Genomic DNA, 21,413 nt, shown 5'->3' on the forward strand with positions numbered 1-21,413 from the left:
TGCCATACATTTTAACCTTTAATGATTAATGGATTTACGGATTAGCCGTTAGCCTTAGCGTATTCTGTAGCCCAGCCCTGTACGAATGCTGTCTTAACATCGTCCCATGAGCCTGTGCCTGCTGCATACTGTGTAAGAGCTGTACCTACGCCGTTTTTCCAGTCTTCACTTGGCATTGTTGTAAAGTTCCAACTTACCGGAGTTTTGCCTGCTGCTGTGTATTCAGCATCAGCCTTTACAAATACATTGGTAGCTTCCTTAGCAGCCTTGAAAGGAATTACAAAGCCCATATTGTCAGCCATTGCAGCTGTACCTGTTTCGCTTGTTACACACCAGTTTACGAAATCAAGTGTAGCGTTGATGTCATCTTCACTTGCGTTTTTGTTTACACACCAGTAGTTCTCTGAACCTGTGCAAAGTCCCTGGTTCTCTTCGCCGTCAACACCGATGTAAATCGGGAGCATACCGAGATCGTCGTCTGTAAGACCTGCGTCCTTAATACCTGTGTATTCCCAAGTACCGTTCTGATAGAATACAGCCTCGCCTGATGTAAACTCTGTTACAGCGTCTGTAGCTGTCTTGTTTGCAAGATCAGTCGGAGCACAAGTTGAATCTGTGATGTAAAGATCAAAGATGTTCTTGTAGTTGTCAAGGTATGTACCCTTGATAGCGTCTGTAGATGTAATACCGTCTGCCTTGTACTCATAGTAGATTGGGAGGTTAGCAAGGTGAGTCTTGAATCTCCAGTCTGAAGATGAATCCATACCTGCCGATGTGAATGCGCCCTTAACGCCAAGGTCAGAAGCGTGAGCCTGAATTTCGTCTGCAACAGTCTTTAAAGCTGCAAAGTTGTTGAGCTTGTCAATTGATTTAATTGTTGCAAAATCAGAATCAAAATATTTCTTAAGAAGTGTCTTGTTGTAAATAATACCGTATGTTTCTACAACATAAGCAATGCCGTAAACGCTGTCGCCTTCTTTAAGAGCAAAATCCTGATTTGTTAGCTGTGAATAAAGCTGTGAATCTTTAAGGTCATAGCAATAATCTTTCCAGTTTGCAAGACCTACAGGGCCGTTTACCTGGAAGAGTGTAGGAGCGTTGTCCTTATCCATTGCAGCTGTAAGGGTTGATTCGTATGTACCCTCGGCAGCAGTTTCAACAGTAACCTTAACGCCTGTTTCCTCTGTGTACTTAGCTGCTAAAGCCTGCCAATCCTTGTCCTGCTCAGGTTTAAAGTTTAAATAATAAACCGAACCTTTTTTAGCGCCGTCTGATTTGCTACCGCTGTCGCTTGAACTTGAGTTGCCGCCGCAGCCTACGAGTGATGTTGCAGCCATGAGAGCAGCAACGGAAAGAGCAGATGCTCTTATGATTGTTGACTTTTTCATAATTTTCACCTTAATTTCAATTATTTACTCTTTGCGAGCATTGTGAAAAGCAATCCTTGCTTTTCTTCATTATCACAAGAATAACATATTTTTGTCACAGTTGCAAGAGTTTTTTAAAAAAAGTTTAAAAAATTTATATTTGTTTTTAAAACATGGTGTTGCGTAAAATGAATAATTACAAAAAATTACGGCAAATTTTGCAGTGAAAATCTGACTTGTTTCGCCGTAATCACATCAAAACAGCATAAATAATCGGTTGAATTTACAGTTTTGTAATTTATTAATGTTAAATTACTATTGCTATAAAAGCTTATAATGTGGTAGAATTGTATTAATATCTTTTAAAAGAGAAGGTTTTTATGAACAGTTTTTCAAATAGTGCTTTTGCACGGTTTTTTACTGAATTTCCTAAATTACTGCTTGCCCAACTTATCAATGCAGTTGCGTTTGCGGTATTTACGGCGTTGTTTGTTTTGATAGGTTACCTTACGGGTTTTAACAATATTATAGTATGGTGTCTGGGAATTATTCCGTCAATGCCGTTTTTTGCAGGACTTGTTATGACGGTGCGAAAAATAGGAATTGAAAAAAAGGATGTACCGGTTGCAAAAACATTTTTCGGTACAGTTAAAGAGAATTTTAAGGCGTTTTTATTGCACGGAGCTGTTACTTACGCAATTATAGCTTGTTCGATATTTGCGTTTATGTATTATTTTTCATTGCTCGGTTCAAGTCTTGCATACGGTTCAATGCTTACCGTATATGTTCTGTTTTCGCTTATTCTTACATCTATGATGTTTTATGTGCCGATAATGTCGGTTACATATGAACTGAAAATATCAGATATTTATAAAAATTCTTTTATACTTGTTTTCGGTAATATCCTTAAAAATATTCTTGCAATGCTTTTCTTTATTGCTGTATCGCTTGGTTTTATATTATGGATTGCCGCAGCAGAGGGAGCAATGTTGGTGATTGCAATAACAGTTGCGGTTTTATTCTATCCCTTGATAGCAACTTATGGTGTGAATGTCATAATAGCAAAGGGATTACAGGAAAATGTTGGTTCTTTTACAGGTAAAGATTTATTGGTTGATAAAGAATTTGAAGAAAAAGTAGAAAAAATAGTTGAACAGCAGGCAGTCGAAAGAGCAGACAGCAGTAATGATTATGTCTTTGTAAACGGAAAAATGATTAAGAGAGAATCAAATACTACAGACAGCAAAACAAAAAAATAATATAAAATTACGCTCCGCATAGGTTGTCGGCTGACCTGTGCGGAGTTTTGCTTTTGTACTTTTTTTAAATGGGAATATTATGGTTTAACATAGTATTACAAAAAATATAAGACTATAACAAAGTATTTTGCTAAACCTTATTTTAACTTCTTTGCTCCGATATAAAAACGGAATAAAAAAGACACCCTCATTACTTGAAGATGTCTTTTCGGAAAAATGGTATAAAATGAAAAAACTACTAACTGTTTTTAGAAATATAAATTTGCAATGCGGTTGCATCATTAACATCAATTTGTCCGTCAGCGTTATAGTCCGCCGCAAGTTTTTGCGATTCTTTTGCATCAAGTGAATTTGTGCAAATCATTTGTAAAAGAGTAACATCAAGAATTGAAAGATTGCCGTCCTCATTAATATCTCCTAATAAAAATTTAGGAGGAATTAACAAATCAGTGTTTACTTTGCCAAAACCAATATCAAGTTTTTCCTGTTTGTTTTCAGGCAAAATATTAAGTTTAATAATATTTGCATCGTCTAACGGGGATTTTTTTACATCTGCAAGAAAATTTCCGTCGTTATCAACTTTCATACCATAGATGTATGCATAGTTTGAAGTATTGATTTTATTTGTAACTTGGGTTACCGTTCCGTTTGCAGTATTGTATTTGCATACAAAATTGTTAAGGTTAAAATAGATATTGCCGTTGTATTCGTCTGTACTTACAAAACTGTCGTGCCAATAGCTTAAACCGCCGTTAGTGTACCATTTATCGGAAATATCCGCTACAGGTTCTGCATAACCGGTTTCGGGATTGAAAGCAACAAGTTTTTTTGAGTTTTTACCGCTGTTGCTATTGTCTGCGGCATAAAAAAGATTATTTGAGTAACAGAATTTTGTGTTAAGATTTTTGTAATATGAGTTATCATAAGCGGTGCCGGTACAAGAATTGTTTGTTTTAAATCCGTAATGCACCGAAATATCCGACGATGTTTTAATTGCGCTGTCGCTCAACAGAAAATATTTGTGTGACACAAAACCGTATCTGTCGGGCGTAGGATCATCAAATGTAGCGTCAATATGATAATAATTTCCGCCAATTTCAGCGAGATTCCAAATATGATTCATTTGAGAGGATTCAACAATTTCGGAATTAATACCTACTTTTTCAAGCAAATAAGACATTGAGCTTGCATAGCCCTGGCAATTTGCATATCCGTTTACAATACAATCATAAACGGAAGTACGGGTATATTGTGCGTCAGGTGAATTTGAGTATTCACAGTTAAGTACAATTTCATCGTGAATTATTGCGGCTTTTTGAAAATCAGTCATATTCGGCTGAATTTTTGCAAGAATTTCATTTGTCTTGCTTTCAAGCTCACTTCGCATTTGTACAATCTGTTCGTTTGAATATATATATGTAGGAATAACTCTTGCTACGCAAGAACCGATTGCAAGACCGTAGGTGGTTTTGCTTACATAGAAAAGTTCGGGGCTTATTTCCGATACCGTGCGCATAGCTTTTTTTATATCATTTATAGATAATTGATATTTTTCAACATCAATTTCGCTGTTCAAATTTTCCATACTGTCTATAAGGGTATTGCAAAGCTCGGAGTTTGAATTGTAAAAATCCTGATTATATGAAATATAGTTTGGGTTGCCTACAGAGGAATCGTTCACAGAGGCTGATGCGGAGATTACAAACATAGGCGCAGTAATTGCAAGTGCTGAAAAAACAGATAACATTTTGTATAAGCGACTGTGTTTTTTCATAATTACAGCCTCCTTTGTTTTGAACATAGTAACTAAAAATATTTTATTTACTATTTACATTTTAGCATAAATATAAATATATAACAAGGCAAATAAACTCACAAACTTTGCCGCTTCTTTTTATTATTATCTACAAAAGCCGCAATTTCTGTGTTGCTTTTACATAAATATTTTGCAATAAAATGTCTGATTTCCACAAATGATATTATCTTGCATACACAAGTTGCCACTTTCATATAATTTACCATAAACCATTCGGAGGGGAATTTATGAAAGGTATAGTTGAGGAACGGGCGGCAATGCTCGGCGAATATATAATAGAAAGCAAGGCAACCGTAAGAAAAGCCGCTAAAAAATTCGGAATTTCAAAGTCAACAGTACATAAAGATGTAAGCCAAAGATTAAGAAAGGTAAATCCTGCATTGTACAGAGAGGTGCGGCAAATACTCGAAACCAACAAAAGCGAAAGACATATAAGAGGCGGAATGGCAACAAAGAATAAATATTTACTTAAAAAACAGGCACAGGAGAGGGAAAAATTAAAAAATAGTGAACAAAATCAGTGAAAAGTTAATTTGTTTGCTTTACTTTTATAAACATATGTTGTATAATGAAGTTTAGCATTTAATTACAAATATAGATTTTATAGTATTTTTATATACTTATTGTTTTCACTGAATATCCCGTTACAAGGAGAAGTTGAAATGAGAAAAATTCCGTTTTCGCCGCCTGATATTACACAGGCTGAAATTGATGAGGTTGTAAAGGTTTTAAAGTCGGGCTGGATTACTACAGGTCCCGAAACAAAACTTTTTGAAAGCCGTATTGCAGAATATTGCAATGTTGAGCGTGCGGCTTGCCTTTCTTCACAAACCTCTTGCGCAGAACTTACACTTCGTATTCTCGGTATCGGACCGGGCGACGAGGTAATTTTACCTGCATATACTTACACAGCTACAGCGTCTATAGTTTATCATGTCGGTGCAAAGCCCGTTATGATTGACTGCAAAAGCGGCAGCTTTGAGATGGATTATGACAAAATGGAGGCTGCCATAAATCACAACACAAAGGCAATCATTCCTGTTGACCTTGCAGGTGTTATCTGCGATTATGACAGAATTTTTGAGGCTGTTGAACGACAGAAAAGCGTGTTTAAGCCAAAGAATGAAATTCAGGAGAAATTCGGAAGAGTAATTGTTATGGCAGACGGCGCACATGCCTTTGGCGCAAGAAGAAAAGGCAAAATGTGCGGAGAAATTGCCGATTTTACAAACTTCAGTTTTCACGCAGTTAAAAATATGACTACTGCTGAGGGCGGCGCAGCCGTTCACCGTCCGCACGAATGGCTTGACGAGGACGACATATACAAGCAGTATATGCTTTTGTCACTTCACGGCCAGACAAAGGACGCTTATCAGAAGAACAAGGTAGCGTCTTGGGAATATGATGTTGTGGATACTCAATATAAATGTAATATGCCGGATGTTCTTGCGGCACTCGGTGTGGTTCAGCTGCAAAGATACGAAAAAATCCTTGAACGCCGTCACGAGCTTATCCGTGTGTATAACGAGGAATTTAAGGATTTGCCTATTCAAGTGCTTAACCATTGCGACGAAAATCACAGGAGCAGCGGTCATTTGTATTTTGTACGCTTTATCGGAAAAGATGACGAGTATCGTAACAAGTTCTACAATATGATGGCGGAAAACGGTGTTATGTGCAATGTTCACTTTAAGCCGCTCCCAATGCTTTCCGCATACAAAAAGAGAGGCTTTAAGATTTCGGATTATCCGAATACCTATAATATGCATAAAAATCAGCTTACACTTCCGCTCAATACAACCATGTCGGACGATGACGCATGGTATGTTATTGAAACTTTTAAACAGTGTATTAATACTTTAAAGTAAAATTTAATGTAATTTAATAAAAACTTCCTTACAGACCGGTTAGGTTAAATTTATATCGGTTTGTAAGGGAATTTTTGTTTTAATATTTATTGACAGTAAAAATAATATATAATGGTAAACTTATTAACAATGCCACTGCGGCTGTATCAATAACTTCTAACAGCACAAGCACATATTCACTTGCAAAGTCGCAGGATATTCCAAAGGTGACTGTTACAAGCGAGCAGAGAAAGGCTTTGAAAGACGCTATACTTAACGGTGAGTTTGCAAACGCAAAGCTTTCAACCGCAACAAAGAATAAGCTCAACCGGATTAACGGATATCTTGATCAGCTTACATTGCTCTATGATACAAATAGCTTTTGACTCTTTGGCGACAGAGAGCTAACCTGATTACAGCTTATCAGTTTGCTATTATTAATCAGGTTGCAGAATAATTCCCATAAAATCAGCCTCCGCTTGATTGCGGAGGCTTTTTGCTGTTAATCAGAGAAGAATTTAAGAGGAATAATTAAAAATTTAGACCAAACTTTTATAATTTTGGCATATAGCTTAGTGATGGCCTGATTGTTACTTCGCTAAAACATTATGATGTGGCATTTTGAGCAGGGAGCATTTTACCTTGTACATCGGTTGTGTAATTGCCTTTTAACAAAATTTGGCTTATCGGCACTATTTCGTATCCCTGTGCTTTTATAGCCTCAATTACCATGGGCAGAGCTTCGGGTGTATTTGTTGCGCCGTTATGCATAAGTATAATACTGCCGTCTTTAAGTTTATTTGTTATGTTCAGGGTAATTTGATTTGGAGTAGGGTCTTTCCAATCAAGACTGTCAACATCCCACTGCACGCAGTACATATTATTAGCTTTTACCGTTTTTACCACATCGTTGTTGTAGTCACCGTAAGGCGCACGGAACAGGGTAGGGCATTTGCCTGTCAATGTTTTGATTTTTTCGTTGCAAGTCTGAATCTGCGTGTTCATATCGTCAACCGACATCTGCGTCATATGCGGATGCGTATTGCTGTGATTGCCTACATCGTGACCACGCTTTGAAATCTCTTTTACAGACTCGGGATATTTTTCTACCCAATCGCCGACAAGGAAAAATGTTGTTTTTACATTGTATTTATCAAGAATATCAAGTAAATGTTCGGTTTGTTCGTTGCCCCATGCGGCGTCAAAAGACAGCGCTACCTGCTTTTTGTCTGTATCAACGCAGTAAATGGGGATTTCTCGCTGTGCGCTTGCGGTCTGAATTGCCTGTACGGTAGAAGTCAAAGCAATTCCGCCCGCAATTACACCAATCAGCAGACAAAATCCAATTGAAAATAAGGTTCGTTTTGTTATTATATAAAGACGCATAAAATCCCCTCCGTATTGACTTTGCTTATGTCAAAGTATATGAAGGGGATTTTTATTTTATTCTATTTGGTTTAAAAATCAGTTTTCAAAATGCCATTTAATGCCGTCTTTTGTATCTTCCACAACAACTTTCATTTCTTTAAGTTTGTCACGAATAGCGTCGGCAGTCGCCCAGTCTTTGTTTTTACGAGCCTCTGTACGCTGTGCAATAAGTGATTCAACTTCTTCGTTTACAGGGTTTTCAGACTTATTCTCCTGTGCTTTTGTAAGGTCAAGAGAGAGAACCTTGTCAAATTCACCTATGAGATAAAGTTTAGTTGCGTCGCTGATGTTGCCTTTTAATACGCTGTAAACGGCAGTAAGACCGAGTGAAGTGTTAAGGTCGTTGCCGAGAGCGTCATTAAATTCATTAAGATAAGGCTTGGCAGCTTCCATATCAGGCTCTCCGTCAGGAGAAAGTGTAGAAATCTTCTTAATGAGTTTGTCATAAGCGATAGCCGCATTGTCAAGACTGTCATAAGAGAAAGTAAGCGGCTTGCGATAATGGCTCTGTAGGCAGAATAAACGGTAAACAAGAGGGTTATAACCTTTGCTTTCAAGTAAAGATACGGTAAGAAAATCACCCTTTGATTTACTCATTTTACCTCTTGCATCATTGAGGTGGAGTACATGGAACCAATACTTGCACCACTTATGACCGAGGTAAGCCTCGCTCTGTGCAATTTCATTGGTATGATGAGGAAATGCGTTGTCAATACCGCCGCAGTGAATGTCGAGATACTCGCCGTTGTGCTTACAGCTGATAGCTGAACATTCAATATGCCAGCCCGGATAACCGACGCCCCATGGGCTTTCCCACTTAAGCTCCTGTGAGTCAAATTTTGACTTGGTAAACCAGAGAACAAAGTCCGCTTTATTACGCTTATTGTTGTCTTCTTCAACGCTGTCACGAACGCCGACAGCAAGGTCATCTTCGTTCATATTTCCGAAAACATAGTAATTTTCAAGTTTTGAAGTATCAAAATATACATTGCCGCCTGCAATATAGGCATAGCCTTTTTCAAGCAGAACAGAAACCATATGAATAAACTCGTCAATGCAGTTTGTTGCAGGCTCTACAACATCAGGTCTTTTGATGTTGAGCTTTTTGCAGTCCTCAAAAAATGCGTCAGTGTAAAACTTTGCAATTTCCATAACAGTCTTGTGCTCACGCTTTGCACCTTTGAGCATTTTGTCCTCGCCTGTATCCGCATCGCTTGAAAGGTGGCCGACATCTGTGATATTCATAACACGCTTAACATCGTAACCTGCAAAACGAAGGTACTTTTCGAGTACATCTTCCATAATATAAGTTCTCAGATTGCCAATGTGTGCGTAGTGGTAAACAGTAGGACCGCAGGTGTACATATTAACCTTGCCTGCTGTATGAGGTATAAATTCCTGTTTTGTCTGTCCCAATGAATTGTATAAAATCATTTTACTGCTCCTTTACTTTTTGCTTTCCTTTTCTGCCTTTAGAGCGTCAATTTCTTTTTGTAGATCTGTAATTTTTTGTTCCAGACTGCAAAGTGCAAGTGCGACAGGGTCTGAAACATGAATCTGGTCGAGAGTTTCGCTGCGTATTCCGTTGATTTTCACCACACGGGCGGGTACACCTACCGCTGTGGCATTCGGCGGAATTTCGCTCAATACTACCGCACCTGCGGCAATTCGTGCGTTATCTCCGACTTTAAACGGGCCGAGCACCTTTGCACCCGAACCTACAAGCACATTGTTGCCGAGTGTAGGGTGTCGTTTTCCCGTATCTTTACCTGTACCGCCGAGGGTTACATTCTGATAAATTGTGCAGTTGTCGCCGATGATAGTTGTTTCACCGATAACTACGCCCATACCATGGTCAATAAATAATCCCTTGCCTATGGTAGCTCCCGGGTGTATTTCTATTCCTGTTTTATGCCTGCTGCGCTGTGAAATCCAGCGGGCAATAAACTTCATATTGTGCCTTAAAAACCAATTAGCCTTACGGTGAGAGCGCACAGCCTTAAAACCCGAGTATAAAAAGAATACTTCGGCTCGGTTTCTTGCGGCAGGGTCACGCTCCATAACGGCGTCAAGGTCGGCCTTTAGTGTTTTAAACAAAGTATCACATCCGATGTGGTGTTGATTTTTTTACATATCTGCTATAAACTGCTTGTTCTGAACAATATAAATTACGCCCGAAACAAGAGCCATAATTGTTGAAATCCAAATAAGGCAAAGTGAAACTACTGTAAATATGCCTTGGAGATACAAAATTGTATCAACAGAAAATGCAGATGTTACGGTAAATAATTCAATTAAAAACTGCATTAACAGTACGGCAATAATAGCTACAAGCTGGGTTACGGTTTTTATTTTGCCGAAAATATTTGCGGCAACGACTTTGCCTTTTGAGGCGGCAACAAGGCGGATAGAGGTTACTGAAAATTCTCTGAAAAGTACGATAATAACTGCGATGCAGTCGCACCAACCTGTTTGCACAAAGCAAAGCAATGCGCTTAATACAAGAATTTTGTCTGCAAGCGGGTCTGCAAACTTGCCGAAATCGGTTACAAGTCCTCTGCTTCTTGCAATTTTACCGTCAAACATATCTGTAAAAGTTGCCACAACAAAAATTACAAGGGCAACTGCTGTGTGAAAAGGAAAATTTATTAACAAGGATGCCACGAAGAACGGCACAAGTATTATTCTGCTTAAAGTAAGTTTGTTCGGTAAATTCATAATTGCCCTCTGATCTCCTTTTGACACCATTATATTATATGCCGATGTCGGTTATATGTAAATAAAATTATTCTGCCAATTCGCCGATTGGGTCACAATCCGTATAATCTATAATCTTAACCTTTACAAAACTGCCGGGCTGTGGTTTGGTGCCGTTTGCGGTAAAGAATACACATCCGTCAATTTCAGGTGCGTCGGCATAAGTTCTGCCGTAGAAACACTCGGCAATTCTGTCATAACCTTCTACAAGCACCTCAATTTCTTTGCCGATGAGGCTTTCGCAGTATTCTGCCATAACGCTCTGCTGATGTTCCATAATAATATCGGCTCTGTGCTGTTTGATTTCATCGTCAATCTGGTCGGGAAAACTTGCCGCAGGTGTGCCTTCTTCTGCCGAGTAGGCAAAGCAACCCAGGCGCTGGAATTTAATTTCAGCTGCAAACTCCGCAAGTTCCTCAAACTGTTCGTCGGTTTCGCCGGGGAAACCTGTAATAAATGTTGAACGAAGAATCATATCGGGTACTTTTGCTCTTAACTTGTTAAGTAATGCGGTAAGACTTTCACGATTGCCGTGTCTGTTCATTCTCTTTAAAATGTTGCCGTCGCAATGCTGGAGCGGTAAATCTATGTAATTAACAATTTTTTCTTCCTCTGCAAAGGTGTCGATAAGTTCATCTGTAAGTCTGTCCGGATAGCAATAAAGCACTCTTATCCATTTTAATCCGTCAATTTTACAGAGTCTTTTTAAAAGTTTTGCAAGGTAAGGCTCACCGAAAAGGTCTTCACCGTAGCGTGTTGTATCTTGAGCAATAACAATAATCTCTTTTACGCCGTCTTTGGCAAGCTGTTCTGCTTCTTCAACAACAGCATCGGGTTGGCGGCTTCTGAATTTACCTCTAATCATAGGAATTGCGCAGTATGTACAACGGTTGTCGCAGCCCTCCGCAATTTTGAGATAAGCGGTGTAGGGAGGAGTTGACTGTATTCTTCTGCCCTCAAGACATAAAAGCTGTTTGTCGGGAAATTCCTCGATTTTTTCTTTATGTTCTGTATTATCCGAAAGCAACTCGGCTACAACATCCGCAATTTGAGAGTTAGCGCCGATTCCGAGTGCTGCGTCAACTTCGTAAAGCTGACGGGTGATTTCGTTTTTATAGCGCTCTGCAAGACAACCGGTTACAATAATGGCTTTGATTTTGCCCTCTTGCTTTAGCTTGCCAAGCTCTATAATTTCGTTAATGCTTTCCTGTTTTGCCGATTCAATAAATCCACAGGTGTTTACAATAACCGCATCTGCGTCTGCGGGGTCGTTTACTAATTCAAAGCCCTTGCTTTTTAATGTAAAAAGCAGCATTTCAGCGTCAACCTGATTTTTAGGGCAACCGAGTGATACAATACCAACTTTAGAACTCATCTGTTTCATCCTCATTATATTCCGAAAGAACGCTTTTTATGTCGTCCCAGCGGTAACCGAGCCTTTGCAGTGCGGCAACAGCTCTTCTTTTTACCTTTTCATCGGATAGATTCCTATATTTTTTCTCAATAACCGCTCTTATTTGTTCGTGAACATCAATATCAAGTTCATCGCATAACTGTTCGGCGGTTTCTTTATCAATGCCCTTTCTTGTAAGTTCAAAGGCAATGCCACGCTTTGACATATGCTTGGAGTTGAGCAGTTTTTCGGCATAGTGTCTTGCAAAACGCTCGTCATCCACAAGGCCGAGCTCTTCCATTCTGTCAACAGCTTTCTGTGCAGAATCTTCGTCTGCCGTACGGCGGATTTTATCCTCAAGCTCTTTTTTTGAATGTTCTCTGTACGACAACAGCCAAAGAGCTTTTTCTTTTGCACGCCTTTCATTGCTTAGTTTTATAATTTCGTGCAAATCTTCGTCGTCTATCTCTCTGCCGACATCAAAACGGTTTTCAATCAGCGTTTGTGTGTCGAGAGAAACGGCAAATTCGCCGTTAATATAAACAGCGCTAAGCCTTTTTCTGCGTGGTTTGATTTCTGTAATTTTCATTATTCGTCAACAAGCACATCAATGTTTGCGCTGTTTGCATTTTCTGCAGGAGCGTCGGCGGGCTTTTTAGCATTGGCAACTTCGGTTATCTTTGCCTTTGCGCCCTTTTTGGCAGGAGAGCTTGCCGCAACAACCTTGTCTATATTTGCCATAAGCTTATCTTCGATTTCTTTTGAAAGTTCTTTGTCGTTTTCAAGAAGTTCCTTTACATTATCTCTGCCTTGTCCGAGGCGCTTGCCGTCATAGCTGAACCATGCGCCTGCTTTCTGAACAACATCTGCCTTTACTGCGAGGTCAAGCAATTCGCCTGTTCTTGAAATACCCTTGCCGTACATAATGTCAAACTCTGCCTCTCTGAACGGCGGTGCAAGTTTGTTCTTAACGACTTTTGCTTTTGTGTGTGCACCTATCATTTCGCCGTTTTGCTTAAGAACTTCCTGCTTACGAATATCTATTCTTACCGAGCTGTAGAACTTAAGCGCTCTGCCGCCCGTGGTAACTTCCGGGTTGCCGTAAACAACGCCGACTTTTTCACGCAGCTGGTTGATAAAGATAGCAACGCAGTTGCTCTTGTTGATTGCGCCCGCAAGTTTTCTTAATGCCTGTGACATAAGTCTTGCGTGTAAGCCTACATGGCTGTCGCCCATTTCACCTTCGATTTCAGCCTTTGGCACAAGAGCGGCAACCGAGTCGATAACGATTACATCAATAGCGCCGCTTCGGATAAGTGCTTCGGCAATTTCAAGTGCGTCCTCACCTGTGTCAGGCTGTGAAACGAGGAGGGAGTCAACATCTACTCCGAGTGCAGCCGCATAGGTAGGGTCAAGTGCGTGCTCAACATCTATAAAGGCAACATTACCGTTGTTTTTCTGTCCCTCTGCAATGCAGTGGAGTGAAAGCGTGGTTTTACCCGAAGATTCCGGGCCGTAAATTTCAACGATTCTGCCTCGTGGAAGACCGCCGATACCGAGTGCGATGTCAAGTGTGAGAGAACCTGTTGAAATGTGGTCAACATTCATATGTTTATTTTCGCCAAGGCGCATAACCGCACCTTTACCGAATTGCTTTTCTATTTGAGTAAGCGCAGTTTGCAGCGCTTTTTCCTTATCTAAAGCCATTATTAAGTACCTCCCGTATATGCAGGTTAAATTTTAGTTAATCCGTTTGATTACTTGTATATTATAAGATATCGTCATAAAAAATGCAATAAGTATAGGGCTAAAAAATCGAACTAATTTTCTATTTTTGGAGCAAAGTCCCAATTATAGCCCTTTGAATACCGCCAAAGTCTATACTTTCGGTGATTCCGCCAAAGCCGTTGTCTGCCAAAATACGGCTTACCTCGTCATATTGACCTTCTCCAAGCTCAAAAGCAAGCGCACCGCCTGCTTTAAGTTTTGATTTCCATAAAGGAACAATTCTTCGGTAAAAGTCCAGACCGCTTTCGCCGCCGTCAAGTGCCATTGCAGGTTCGTGTTGAACTTCTTTCTGTAATGATGCAATATCGGCAGTTTTGATATACGGGGGATTTGATACTATGAGATCAAGACTGTTATCGGCAATGTCTTTGTGACATTCAAAAATGTCGCCGTTCAGGGCGTTTACCGCAGAATTGTTTAATTTAATGTTTTGTGTAAGATACGAAAAAGCCTTGTCACTTAGTTCTACCGCTGTTACTTTGCAGTTTGCATATTTTTCAAGCGCAAGGGAAATAGCGCCGCTGCCTGCACAAAGGTCAATTACATTCGGACTTTCTTTGCATGATAAGTAATCTATGCAAAGCGAAGTAACTACCTCTGTGTCATCTCTCGGAACAAGAACACCCTCGCCCACAAGCAAGTCAATTCCCATAAAACTCCACTTTCCGAGAAGATACTGCAGCGGTTCGTGATTAAGGCGTTTTTCTGTCAGCTCGGCAAGAACCGCAAGTTTTTCTTCGCTTGCAACAGTTTCTTCGCCCTTTGTAATGAGCGCAAGACGGTTAAACCCGAAAACTTTTTCCGTAAGGCACAAAGCCTCAAAGGCAGGAGCTTCAAACCCTGCCTCTGTTAAAATGTCTTTAGTTTTTCTGTAAGCCTCGCCGACAGTCATAATAAAGCCTCGCAATTATTTGTTGTTAATAATATCTGTGCCGTCATCGGGGATAACAGCTTTCATAGCCTCAATGGCAACTTCAATCATCTTGTCATCAGGCTCTTTTGTTGTAATTCTCTGTGCCCAAAGTCCCGGAGCGGCGATAAATCTTGTAAAAGCATTGTCGTGTTTGCCGCAAATTTTAATAAGTTCGTATCCGATACCGCAGGAAACGGGGAGGAGAAGAATTTTAAATACAGGTCTTAAAAATCCGATGCCGAACGGAGCAACGGGAATAAAAAGACCGATTATAATGCCTACAATAAGCATAAGCACCATAAAACTTGTTCCGCATCTGGGGTGGAAACGAATCTGTTTTCTTACATTCTCAACGGTAAGCTCTTCTTCGTTTTCGTAGCAGAAAATAGTTTTGTGCTCTGCACCGTGGTACATAAATACACGCTTCATTTCTGTCATTTGTGAACATAATACAATGTATCCGAGGAAGAGGGCTATCTTTAATACACCCTCAAAAACTGATTTCCAGAAAATAGCGCCCTCGCCGTCACCCTGAAAGACGGGTACGACATTTGCCGTAAGGTCAAACAGGAAAGACGGTAGAAAGAAGAACAGACCGACCGCAAGTGCCACACCCAAGATTGAAGCAAACACCATTATTACTTTAACAAGTTTGTCGCCGAATTTTTCGTCAAGCCATTTTTCAAACTTGCTCGGTTCTTCTTCTTCCACTTCGCCCGCTTCAACTGCTTTGTCAGCGGAAAGCATAAGCGATTTATAAGAAAGTCGCATTGAATCAATAAGTCCTGCTATTCCTCGTAAAAGCGGCAATTTAAAAAGTTTGCATTTTTCGGGAATAGTGGTCATTTTTATGTCTTCGCTGTAAATTTCGTTTTCGCCTGTTCTTACGCATACGGTAGTACGCTTAGGACCACGCATCATAATACCTTCAATAAGAGCACTGCCGCCTATTGAAGTGATTTTTTTTGTACTGACTTTTCTCATCGTACAATCCTTTCGTTTATAGTTTTACATTTTCTGTTTGCGGCTGATCCTCGTCACCCTCTTTGTAGATAGGGAAGGTGAGAGTAACTGTTGTGCCAACGCCCTCTCCGCTTTCGATGTCAAGAGAGCCATGGTGCAGATTCATAATTTCGTCTGCAACTGCAAGACCGATTCCCGAGCCTCGTACCGTCTGATTTGCCTTATAGAACTTTTCTTTAACTTTTGGCAAGTCTTCGGCAGGTATTCCACAACCGGTGTCGGTAACTATAATTTTTATAATGTCGGGGTCATCCTTACTGTAAATAACCTGTGCCGCAACCACACCGCCCTTTGGTGTGTATTTAAGTGCGTTGTCAATTACATTGAGGAAAACCTGCTTAAGTCTGTTGCTGTCACCGTAAACAGGCGGATACATTGCGTCCATAGGTTCATCATAGAGTAAATGCTTGCCCTCGTTTACGGCTCTGTCCTTTAGCATATATACGGTTTCGTCAAATTCGGCAAGAATATCGAGTTTCTCTTTGTTAAGCACCATTCTGCCGCTCTGAATACGGCTGAAATCAAGGAGTTCTTCAACTATGCTTGTAAGTCTGGCACTTTCTTTTATAATAACGCCCATACCTTTGTCAAAGGTGCGCCTGTCGAGTTTGCCTTTTTCGTTGAGCTGCATGGTTTCTGCCCAGCCTTTTATTGCCGTGAGCGGGGTTCTTAATTCGTGAGATACTCTTGAAATAAAATCGTTTTTAGTCTGTTCGGTAGTTTGCAAATCCTTTGCCATATCCGATATAGCGTCACAAAGGTCGCCGATTTCGTCATCGTACTTATGCTCGATTTTTTCGGAGGCGGAAAAGTCGCCCTGCGCAATCTGACCGGCTATAAGTGAAAGTTCGCCTATCGGTTTAACAATGGAGCGGATAAACATAAGTCCCGACAAAAATACAAGCGCCATTATTGCAAGACCGCCCGCAACGCAAAGAACAGAAATAAATAAGATTCTTGAGTGCACGGGTTCCATAGACACGATGTATCTTACGGCACCGAGCATAACGCCGTTTGAATTGCTGATAATGCGGGTTTCGCTCATTGCTCTTTCTCCGGAGAGAAGTTTGCCGTTCCATATGGCGTAACCGTCTGAGTTGTTTTGAGCGTCCTGAAAATCAGGCATTTGAGTTTTATCCGACGGGGTAAAACCCGTGGAAGTCATTATTACTCTGCCCGATGAATTTATTACAATAACTTCCATTTGCTCTTTACGGTCAAAGTTTTCAACATATTCACGGGCAGATGAATTAAAACTTGTTGTGTTGTCGCTCTCGTAGTCTGAAAATACAAGCGACAATTCATTGCCTGCCGAAGAAAGTGTTTGTTCAACACTGCTTTGGTAAACATATGTAATAACAAAGATAAGGCTGACAACGATCAGAACTATTATTGTAAATATAACGCTCAATGTATTTAACATCCAGCGTTTTGTAATACCCTTAAACATTACGCTGTCGCCCTCCTTAAAGGTGTTTCCTTAAGTTCAGGCGTTCCACTTGTAGCCAAGTCCCCATACGGTGATAATGTACTTAGGATTAGACGGCTCGTCTTCAACTTTCATTCTAAGTCTTCTGATGTTTACATCAACGATTTTGTCCTCGCCGACATAAGCGTCACCCCAAACATGGTTTAAAATGTCCATTCTGTCGAGGGCAGTACCCGGATTAGAGAAAAAGTATTCCATAATCTGAAATTCAACCTGTGTAAGTTCAATCATCTTACCGTTTTTCATAAGTGCACGGTTTCTTAAGTTAAGTGTGAATTCGCCGCTTTTAAGCTCTTCTTTGAAGTTGTTTTCGGCGTGTGACTGTGCAAGCGCCACTCTTCTGTAAAGGGAGTCAACTCTTGCGAGCAATTCGCTTGGTGAAAAAGGCTTTGAAACATAATCGTCCGCACCGAGCATAAGACCTGTTACCTTATCCATCTCCTGTGTTTTTGCGGAAAGCATAATAATGCCGATACCGCCGTTGCGGCTTCTAAGCTCCTTACAAACCTGAAAACCGTCAATACCCGGCATCATAACATCAAGAATGGCAACATCAAAGTCGCCGTTGTGTTCTTCGTATTTTTGAAGTGCAGCCTCGCCGCAGTCAGCCTCGACTACATCATAGCCTGCTCTTGTAAGGTTGATAACGACAAAGTCACGAATTGCAGCCTCGTCCTCACAAACAAGAATTTTTTTCATAATAAACCTCCGTAATGTGTTTTATCCAAAAAAATTATATATTATTAACTGTCATCAGTGAAAAAGCTGTTTTTATATCGTCTTCGCTGATTGAAAGTGATGTTTCTTCGTTTACATCCGCAAAAGCGTATGCCGTGCTTTCGTTCTTATATATTAATGTATAAGCGTCACTGTCCTCGCCGACATCCCATTGCTCAAGTTTAAAAGCTCTGATTTCAAATACTTTTTGTCCTAAGTTGTCAAAATCCCATTCAAAAAAGCTCATAGCCCGTTTTTCACTGTCAAGTCTGACGGTATATGTACCGTCTGCCCAGCTTTCGGGAACGGTAAAGCTGTAGCCGTTCTGGTAATCGGGAATTTGGTCGGATAAGTGATTTAAAATTTCACTCTGCTGATAAAAACTGTTCCAGCTTATTTTATCCGCAACAGCCGATTTATCTTCATCTCTTGTTGAAGGTAATTTGTCAACGACAGGAATTTCCGTAACGGAATCGTTGTTTATATCCGTACAGATTATATCGGCAGAGCGTTGAGTAATATTTTTATCTTTTTCTTTATAAAGCGGATTTCTCAAAACCGAAAGTTCGGTATTAAAATAAATAATCTGTGTGACGGTATCGTCATTGGCAAAACAACCGTCAACTATAAGCACATTTTGTCCATTTTCGGCAGCTGTTACCGTAATATTTTTAAATCTTGTAATATTCGGGTCCATTTTTACGCTTGCCTTTGAGTAAAGACAGTTGCGTTCCTCGCTGTAAACAAGCATATTTGCCGTTGCGTCGTTTTCTGTGGTATATAGTGACAGTAGCATTACTTCGTTTACACCGTCACTGTCAAAATCGGAGCAGTAAAAACTTGAATAACTGCTTTCAACCGTAAGCCTGTTTGTCTTGCCGTTTGAGTATGAGTGGCAGGCAAGATTATTAATGCTTGAGTTATATGTAGTGTAGCCCGAAAGAATCTCAAGTGTACCGCTGCCCGTTACATCGGCAAAGTCAACGCAGTCAACATCGGTTGCGTCTAAGGCGCAGTTTTCGGAGAGCTTCCATTCGTCATTTGCGCAGTACATTACAAGCATATGCACTTCCGCTTTGGTTTCGTTAGGCGTGCGGTAAAAAGCAATTGCTTCGTCGGTACCGTCATTGTCAAGGTCTTTCATAACTATGGCACTGCGGTAGTTGCCCGACTTAGGATATTTTAAGGTGTATCCGCTGCCTGCGGTGTCGGCAATAAGCTGTTCGATTTCCGCCTCGTCACCGACAGTTTTCGGAGGGCGGATAAGGTTGTCTGTTCCTATATCTGCGCCGTCACAGCCGCTTGCGGAAATTGCAAACGCACACAACAGTGCGGCGGAAATAACCGCTTTGACTTTCATATCCGTCCCTCCTTTATAAAAAGTTAAAATTAATCGTGCTTTACAACAGCTCTTAAATACTTTATTTTTATACCCTCGGCAGAAAACATTTTTTCGTGCTCGGTTTCAATATTGTCTGTAACATCGCTGTTGTGCAGGTCGTATGTTTTGTAGATGATTTCGTAACCGCTCTGCTCAAAATATTCAAGGCTGTCCGCAAAAAGTGCGTCGTCGTCGGTCTTAAATCGAATTTCGGCATTTTCGTCAAGAAAATTTTTGTACATTTCAAGTTTCTTGGGAAATGTAAGTCTTCTCTTGTTATGCTTCGGACGAGGCCACGGGTTGCAGAAATTAATAAACATACCCTTGATTTTATCGTCCTTTGTAATTATTTTATCAATTTGCTCTACATTGTAGTTTACAAGCAAAAGATTTGTAATATCGGCGTCTGTTTTGCCCTCGTTCTTGAAAATTTCAACAATGTTTCGTCTGCCGACGCCGAGCATATCAATTTTAATGTCAACCGCAATAATATTTTTATCCGGATTTTTAACGGCAAACTGTCCTGCAAATCCGCCTTTGCCGCAGCCTATTTCAAGGTAAAGAGGAAGTCCGTTGTTAAAAGTTTCGTTCCATTTGCCTGCGTGTTCTTCAGGATTTTTTACAAAAAAATCGCAAACCGCAAGTTCAGGCTCTGCCCATTTTTTCTTTCTGATTCTCATAATGTAAAATTATGCACTTAATGTGCATCTCCTCATAAATATTCATCATACTATTATATCAAATTATTACAGATATTGCAACGAATATTTAATAAATAATACATTGCTTAAATGTATTTAATCTTATCGTTACATACTTCCGATTTTGTAAAGCCGGTGTTACCGAATCTTTCAGAAAGTTTACGGCAAAGCGGAGATATTACAATATCTTCGGTTTTAAAATGTCCTGCGTCAACAATTGAAATTCCGAGTTCGTTTGCAAGCAGAATTTCGTGGTGTTTTATTTCACCTGTAAGCAGAACATCGCCTCCCTCATAAAATGCACTTTCCACATTGGAACCGCCTGCTCCCGATGATACTGCGACTTTGTGAATCTCGTTTTTTACATTAGTGTATCTCAGTCCGCTGCAATTGAGATTTGTTTTTACGGTTTTTGCAAAACTTTCAATATCCGTGTCGAGTTCGCCTATAAAAAGACATTCGCCGCTTTTGCAAAGTCTTGTGTTTTTAAGTCCCACTGCGTTTGCAAGGCAAAGGTTTACACCGAAACTTTCGGATAAATCAAGGTTTGTGTGCATACAAACGGCAGAAATGTTTTTTTCCGCAAGACGGTAGGGAACAGAGGAGGAATCAAGTTTTTTTATTGCATTAAAAATAACGGGGTGATGACTTATGATAAGCTCTGCGCCGAGCCTATCTGCTTCGTCAACGACCTCGTTTGTTATGTCAAGAGCAACAAGCACACGGCTTACAGGTTTGTTTTTACTGCCTATAAGCAGACCGCAGTTGTCAAAATCCATAGCGGTATCAACGGGTGCAAATTCCTCAAAATATTCAAGTATATCTTTAATTGTAGTCATCAGAGCATCTCCCTCAGCTTTTTTGCAATTTCGGCATAACGGGCATCGCCCTTAGCTTGTTTTTCAAGTTTAGCAATGTGCTTTTCAATAAAAAGCCTATGTACGGAATTTGTAGACGGCTGTAATTTTGCGCAGTACAGCTCGGTTTGCGTGTATTCGTGTTTTTTGCCGCTGTAGCATACAAGAAGTACTGTGTAGCATTTGCCTGCGGCGGTACAGCAGTCCTGTTTTAAAATTTCAAAACCGTTGTCAAAAAGGTATTTAATCAAAACTTCACTTTTGGTCATAGGCTGTAGAATAAAGTGCTTTTCACTGTTTTTTGCATATGTACAGCTGTCAAGAATGGCTGCGATAAGTTCCCCGCCCATACCTGCGATTACAAAATCGTCAGCCTCGTTTTCGGCTATGTTTTCAAGTCCGTTTGAAAGTCTTGCAGAAATCAAATGTTCGGCGTTAAAACTTTTTATTGCAGCCCGGCCTCTTGAAAGCGGGTCGGGGTTAATGTCGGCGGCAATGGCAGACGGGCAGGTGCCGTTAAGGCACAGCCACAGCGGAAGATAGGCGTGGTCTGTGCCAATATCGGCAAGCCTTGCGTTTTGCCTTACAAAATCCGCACACATTCTAAGCCTTTGGTCAAGAGATATTTTATTTTGCAAATTGATCAATCCTTTCAGCCCGAATGTGAAAAACGGACA

21 protein-coding genes are annotated in these 21,413 nt (G+C 40.3%); 4 read left to right on the forward strand and 17 right to left on the reverse strand.

The features are described 5' to 3' along the window. Nucleotides 1-41: 41 nt before the first annotated feature. The gene (locus H8R91_RS08530) at nt 42-1,388 is read right to left on the reverse strand and encodes an ABC transporter substrate-binding protein (RefSeq protein ID WP_186935675.1); all 1,347 of its coding nucleotides are present in this window, start codon (nt 1,386-1,388) and stop codon (nt 42-44) included. Nucleotides 1,389-1,747: 359 nt separating this feature from the next. Between H8R91_RS08530 and H8R91_RS08535 the strand changes: the two genes are divergently transcribed. Continuing rightward, on the forward strand, nt 1,748-2,626 hold the full coding sequence (locus H8R91_RS08535) for a DUF624 domain-containing protein (protein ID WP_186935676.1): 879 nt from the start codon (nt 1,748-1,750) through the stop codon (nt 2,624-2,626). A gap of 238 nt (nt 2,627-2,864) precedes the next feature. Here H8R91_RS08535 and H8R91_RS08540 read toward each other — a convergent pair whose 3' ends face one another. Continuing rightward, nucleotides 2,865-4,400, reverse strand: coding sequence for a dockerin type I repeat-containing protein (locus tag H8R91_RS08540; RefSeq protein WP_186935677.1), 1,536 nt, complete (start codon nt 4,398-4,400; stop codon nt 2,865-2,867). A 269-nt stretch (nt 4,401-4,669) separates the two neighbouring features. On the opposite strand from H8R91_RS08540, the gene spoIIID reads away from it, so the two are divergent. From spoIIID to H8R91_RS08555, 3 genes are all read left to right on the forward strand, one after another. Beyond that, nucleotides 4,670-4,966, forward strand: a complete 297-nt coding sequence (gene spoIIID / locus H8R91_RS08545) for a sporulation transcriptional regulator SpoIIID (protein ID WP_022235032.1) — start codon at nt 4,670-4,672, stop codon at nt 4,964-4,966. A 138-nt stretch (nt 4,967-5,104) separates the two neighbouring features. Beyond that, nucleotides 5,105-6,310 (forward strand): DegT/DnrJ/EryC1/StrS family aminotransferase, encoded by a 1,206-nt coding sequence (locus H8R91_RS08550; RefSeq protein WP_186935678.1) that lies wholly within the window; start codon nt 5,105-5,107, stop codon nt 6,308-6,310. Between the two features lie 89 nt (nt 6,311-6,399). Next, nucleotides 6,400-6,675, forward strand: coding sequence for a hypothetical protein (locus H8R91_RS08555; protein WP_186935679.1), 276 nt, complete (start codon nt 6,400-6,402; stop codon nt 6,673-6,675). Between the two features lie 220 nt (nt 6,676-6,895). Here the strand turns inward: H8R91_RS08555 and H8R91_RS08560 are convergent, their stop codons facing one another. The 15 genes from H8R91_RS08560 to H8R91_RS08630 form a co-directional block, all read right to left on the reverse strand. After that, nucleotides 6,896-7,675 (reverse strand): polysaccharide deacetylase family protein, encoded by a 780-nt coding sequence (locus H8R91_RS08560; RefSeq protein ID WP_186935680.1) that lies wholly within the window; start codon nt 7,673-7,675, stop codon nt 6,896-6,898. Between the two features lie 78 nt (nt 7,676-7,753). Next, entirely contained in the window at nt 7,754-9,151 is a 1,398-nt protein-coding gene (gene cysS / locus H8R91_RS08565; RefSeq protein WP_186935681.1) for a cysteine--tRNA ligase, read from the reverse strand. A 12-nt stretch (nt 9,152-9,163) separates the two neighbouring features. After that, nucleotides 9,164-9,814 carry a serine O-acetyltransferase EpsC gene (gene epsC / locus H8R91_RS08570; RefSeq protein ID WP_022235027.1) on the reverse strand — a complete coding sequence of 217 codons (651 nt, stop codon included), beginning with the start codon at nt 9,812-9,814 and terminating at the stop codon, nt 9,164-9,166. Between the two features lie 30 nt (nt 9,815-9,844). Then, nucleotides 9,845-10,435 (reverse strand): CDP-diacylglycerol--glycerol-3-phosphate 3-phosphatidyltransferase, encoded by a 591-nt coding sequence (pgsA, locus tag H8R91_RS08575; protein WP_176768413.1) that lies wholly within the window; start codon nt 10,433-10,435, stop codon nt 9,845-9,847. A gap of 67 nt (nt 10,436-10,502) precedes the next feature. After that, entirely contained in the window at nt 10,503-11,849 is a 1,347-nt protein-coding gene (gene rimO, locus H8R91_RS08580) for a 30S ribosomal protein S12 methylthiotransferase RimO (RefSeq protein WP_186935682.1), read from the reverse strand. After that, nucleotides 11,839-12,456: a regulatory protein RecX gene (locus tag H8R91_RS08585; RefSeq protein WP_186935683.1), complete on the reverse strand. Its 618-nt coding sequence runs from the start codon at nt 12,454-12,456 to the stop codon at nt 11,839-11,841. The genes rimO and H8R91_RS08585 overlap by 11 nt, the downstream gene beginning before the upstream one ends. Further along, nucleotides 12,456-13,574: a recombinase RecA gene (gene recA / locus H8R91_RS08590; RefSeq protein WP_178586275.1), complete on the reverse strand. Its 1,119-nt coding sequence runs from the start codon at nt 13,572-13,574 to the stop codon at nt 12,456-12,458. Before recA ends, H8R91_RS08585 begins: the two co-directional genes overlap by 1 nt. Before the next feature lie 121 nt (nt 13,575-13,695). After that, nucleotides 13,696-14,547 carry a peptide chain release factor N(5)-glutamine methyltransferase gene (prmC, locus tag H8R91_RS08595; RefSeq protein ID WP_022235022.1) on the reverse strand — a complete coding sequence of 284 codons (852 nt, stop codon included), beginning with the start codon at nt 14,545-14,547 and terminating at the stop codon, nt 13,696-13,698. Nucleotides 14,548-14,562: 15 nt separating this feature from the next. Beyond that, entirely contained in the window at nt 14,563-15,552 is a 990-nt protein-coding gene (locus tag H8R91_RS08600) for a DUF1385 domain-containing protein (RefSeq protein ID WP_186935684.1), read from the reverse strand. Nucleotides 15,553-15,568: 16 nt separating this feature from the next. After that, complete coding sequence (locus H8R91_RS08605) at nt 15,569-17,041, reverse strand: HAMP domain-containing sensor histidine kinase (protein WP_186935685.1); 1,473 nt, start codon at nt 17,039-17,041, stop codon at nt 15,569-15,571. Nucleotides 17,042-17,077: 36 nt separating this feature from the next. After that, complete coding sequence (locus H8R91_RS08610; protein WP_022235019.1) at nt 17,078-17,779, reverse strand: response regulator transcription factor; 702 nt, start codon at nt 17,777-17,779, stop codon at nt 17,078-17,080. 34 nt (nt 17,780-17,813) lie between these two features. Beyond that, on the reverse strand, nt 17,814-19,157 hold the full coding sequence (locus H8R91_RS08615) for a hypothetical protein (protein WP_186935686.1): 1,344 nt from the start codon (nt 19,155-19,157) through the stop codon (nt 17,814-17,816). 29 nt (nt 19,158-19,186) lie between these two features. Beyond that, nucleotides 19,187-19,858: a tRNA (guanosine(46)-N7)-methyltransferase TrmB gene (trmB, locus tag H8R91_RS08620; RefSeq protein ID WP_186935687.1), complete on the reverse strand. Its 672-nt coding sequence runs from the start codon at nt 19,856-19,858 to the stop codon at nt 19,187-19,189. A 107-nt stretch (nt 19,859-19,965) separates the two neighbouring features. Further along, a complete protein-coding gene (locus H8R91_RS08625) occupies nt 19,966-20,718 on the reverse strand; it encodes a Nif3-like dinuclear metal center hexameric protein (RefSeq protein WP_186935688.1) in 753 nt (250 codons plus the stop codon). Beyond that, the gene (locus H8R91_RS08630; RefSeq protein WP_186935689.1) at nt 20,718-21,374 is read right to left on the reverse strand and encodes a class I SAM-dependent methyltransferase; all 657 of its coding nucleotides are present in this window, start codon (nt 21,372-21,374) and stop codon (nt 20,718-20,720) included. Before H8R91_RS08630 ends, H8R91_RS08625 begins: the two co-directional genes overlap by 1 nt. Nucleotides 21,375-21,413: the final 39 nt, after the last annotated feature.

It is taken from the genome of Ruminococcus intestinalis, from assembly GCF_014288065.1.
Lineage (GTDB): Bacteria > Bacillota > Clostridia > Oscillospirales > Acutalibacteraceae > Ruminococcoides > Ruminococcoides intestinale_A.

Coding starts and splice junctions, on each gene's coding strand:
- H8R91_RS08530 (WP_186935675.1), bottom strand. CDS start 1,388: ATGAAAAAGTCAACAATCATAAGAGCATCTGCTCTTTCCGTTGCTGCT.
- H8R91_RS08535 (WP_186935676.1), top strand. CDS start 1,748: ATGAACAGTTTTTCAAATAGTGCTTTTGCACGGTTTTTTACTGAATTT.
- H8R91_RS08540 (WP_186935677.1), bottom strand. CDS start 4,400: ATGAAAAAACACAGTCGCTTATACAAAATGTTATCTGTTTTTTCAGCA.
- spoIIID (WP_022235032.1), top strand. CDS start 4,670: ATGAAAGGTATAGTTGAGGAACGGGCGGCAATGCTCGGCGAATATATA.
- H8R91_RS08550 (WP_186935678.1), top strand. CDS start 5,105: ATGAGAAAAATTCCGTTTTCGCCGCCTGATATTACACAGGCTGAAATT.
- H8R91_RS08560 (WP_186935680.1), bottom strand. CDS start 7,675: ATGCGTCTTTATATAATAACAAAACGAACCTTATTTTCAATTGGATTT.
- cysS (WP_186935681.1), bottom strand. CDS start 9,151: ATGATTTTATACAATTCATTGGGACAGACAAAACAGGAATTTATACCT.
- pgsA (WP_176768413.1), bottom strand. CDS start 10,435: ATGAATTTACCGAACAAACTTACTTTAAGCAGAATAATACTTGTGCCG.
- rimO (WP_186935682.1), bottom strand. CDS start 11,849: ATGAGTTCTAAAGTTGGTATTGTATCACTCGGTTGCCCTAAAAATCAG.
- H8R91_RS08585 (WP_186935683.1), bottom strand. CDS start 12,456: ATGAAAATTACAGAAATCAAACCACGCAGAAAAAGGCTTAGCGCTGTT.
- recA (WP_178586275.1), bottom strand. CDS start 13,574: ATGGCTTTAGATAAGGAAAAAGCGCTGCAAACTGCGCTTACTCAAATA.
- prmC (WP_022235022.1), bottom strand. CDS start 14,547: ATGACTGTCGGCGAGGCTTACAGAAAAACTAAAGACATTTTAACAGAG.
- H8R91_RS08600 (WP_186935684.1), bottom strand. CDS start 15,552: ATGAGAAAAGTCAGTACAAAAAAAATCACTTCAATAGGCGGCAGTGCT.
- H8R91_RS08605 (WP_186935685.1), bottom strand. CDS start 17,041: ATGTTTAAGGGTATTACAAAACGCTGGATGTTAAATACATTGAGCGTT.
- H8R91_RS08610 (WP_022235019.1), bottom strand. CDS start 17,779: ATGAAAAAAATTCTTGTTTGTGAGGACGAGGCTGCAATTCGTGACTTT.
- H8R91_RS08615 (WP_186935686.1), bottom strand. CDS start 19,157: ATGAAAGTCAAAGCGGTTATTTCCGCCGCACTGTTGTGTGCGTTTGCA.
- trmB (WP_186935687.1), bottom strand. CDS start 19,858: ATGAGAATCAGAAAGAAAAAATGGGCAGAGCCTGAACTTGCGGTTTGC.
- H8R91_RS08625 (WP_186935688.1), bottom strand. CDS start 20,718: ATGACTACAATTAAAGATATACTTGAATATTTTGAGGAATTTGCACCC.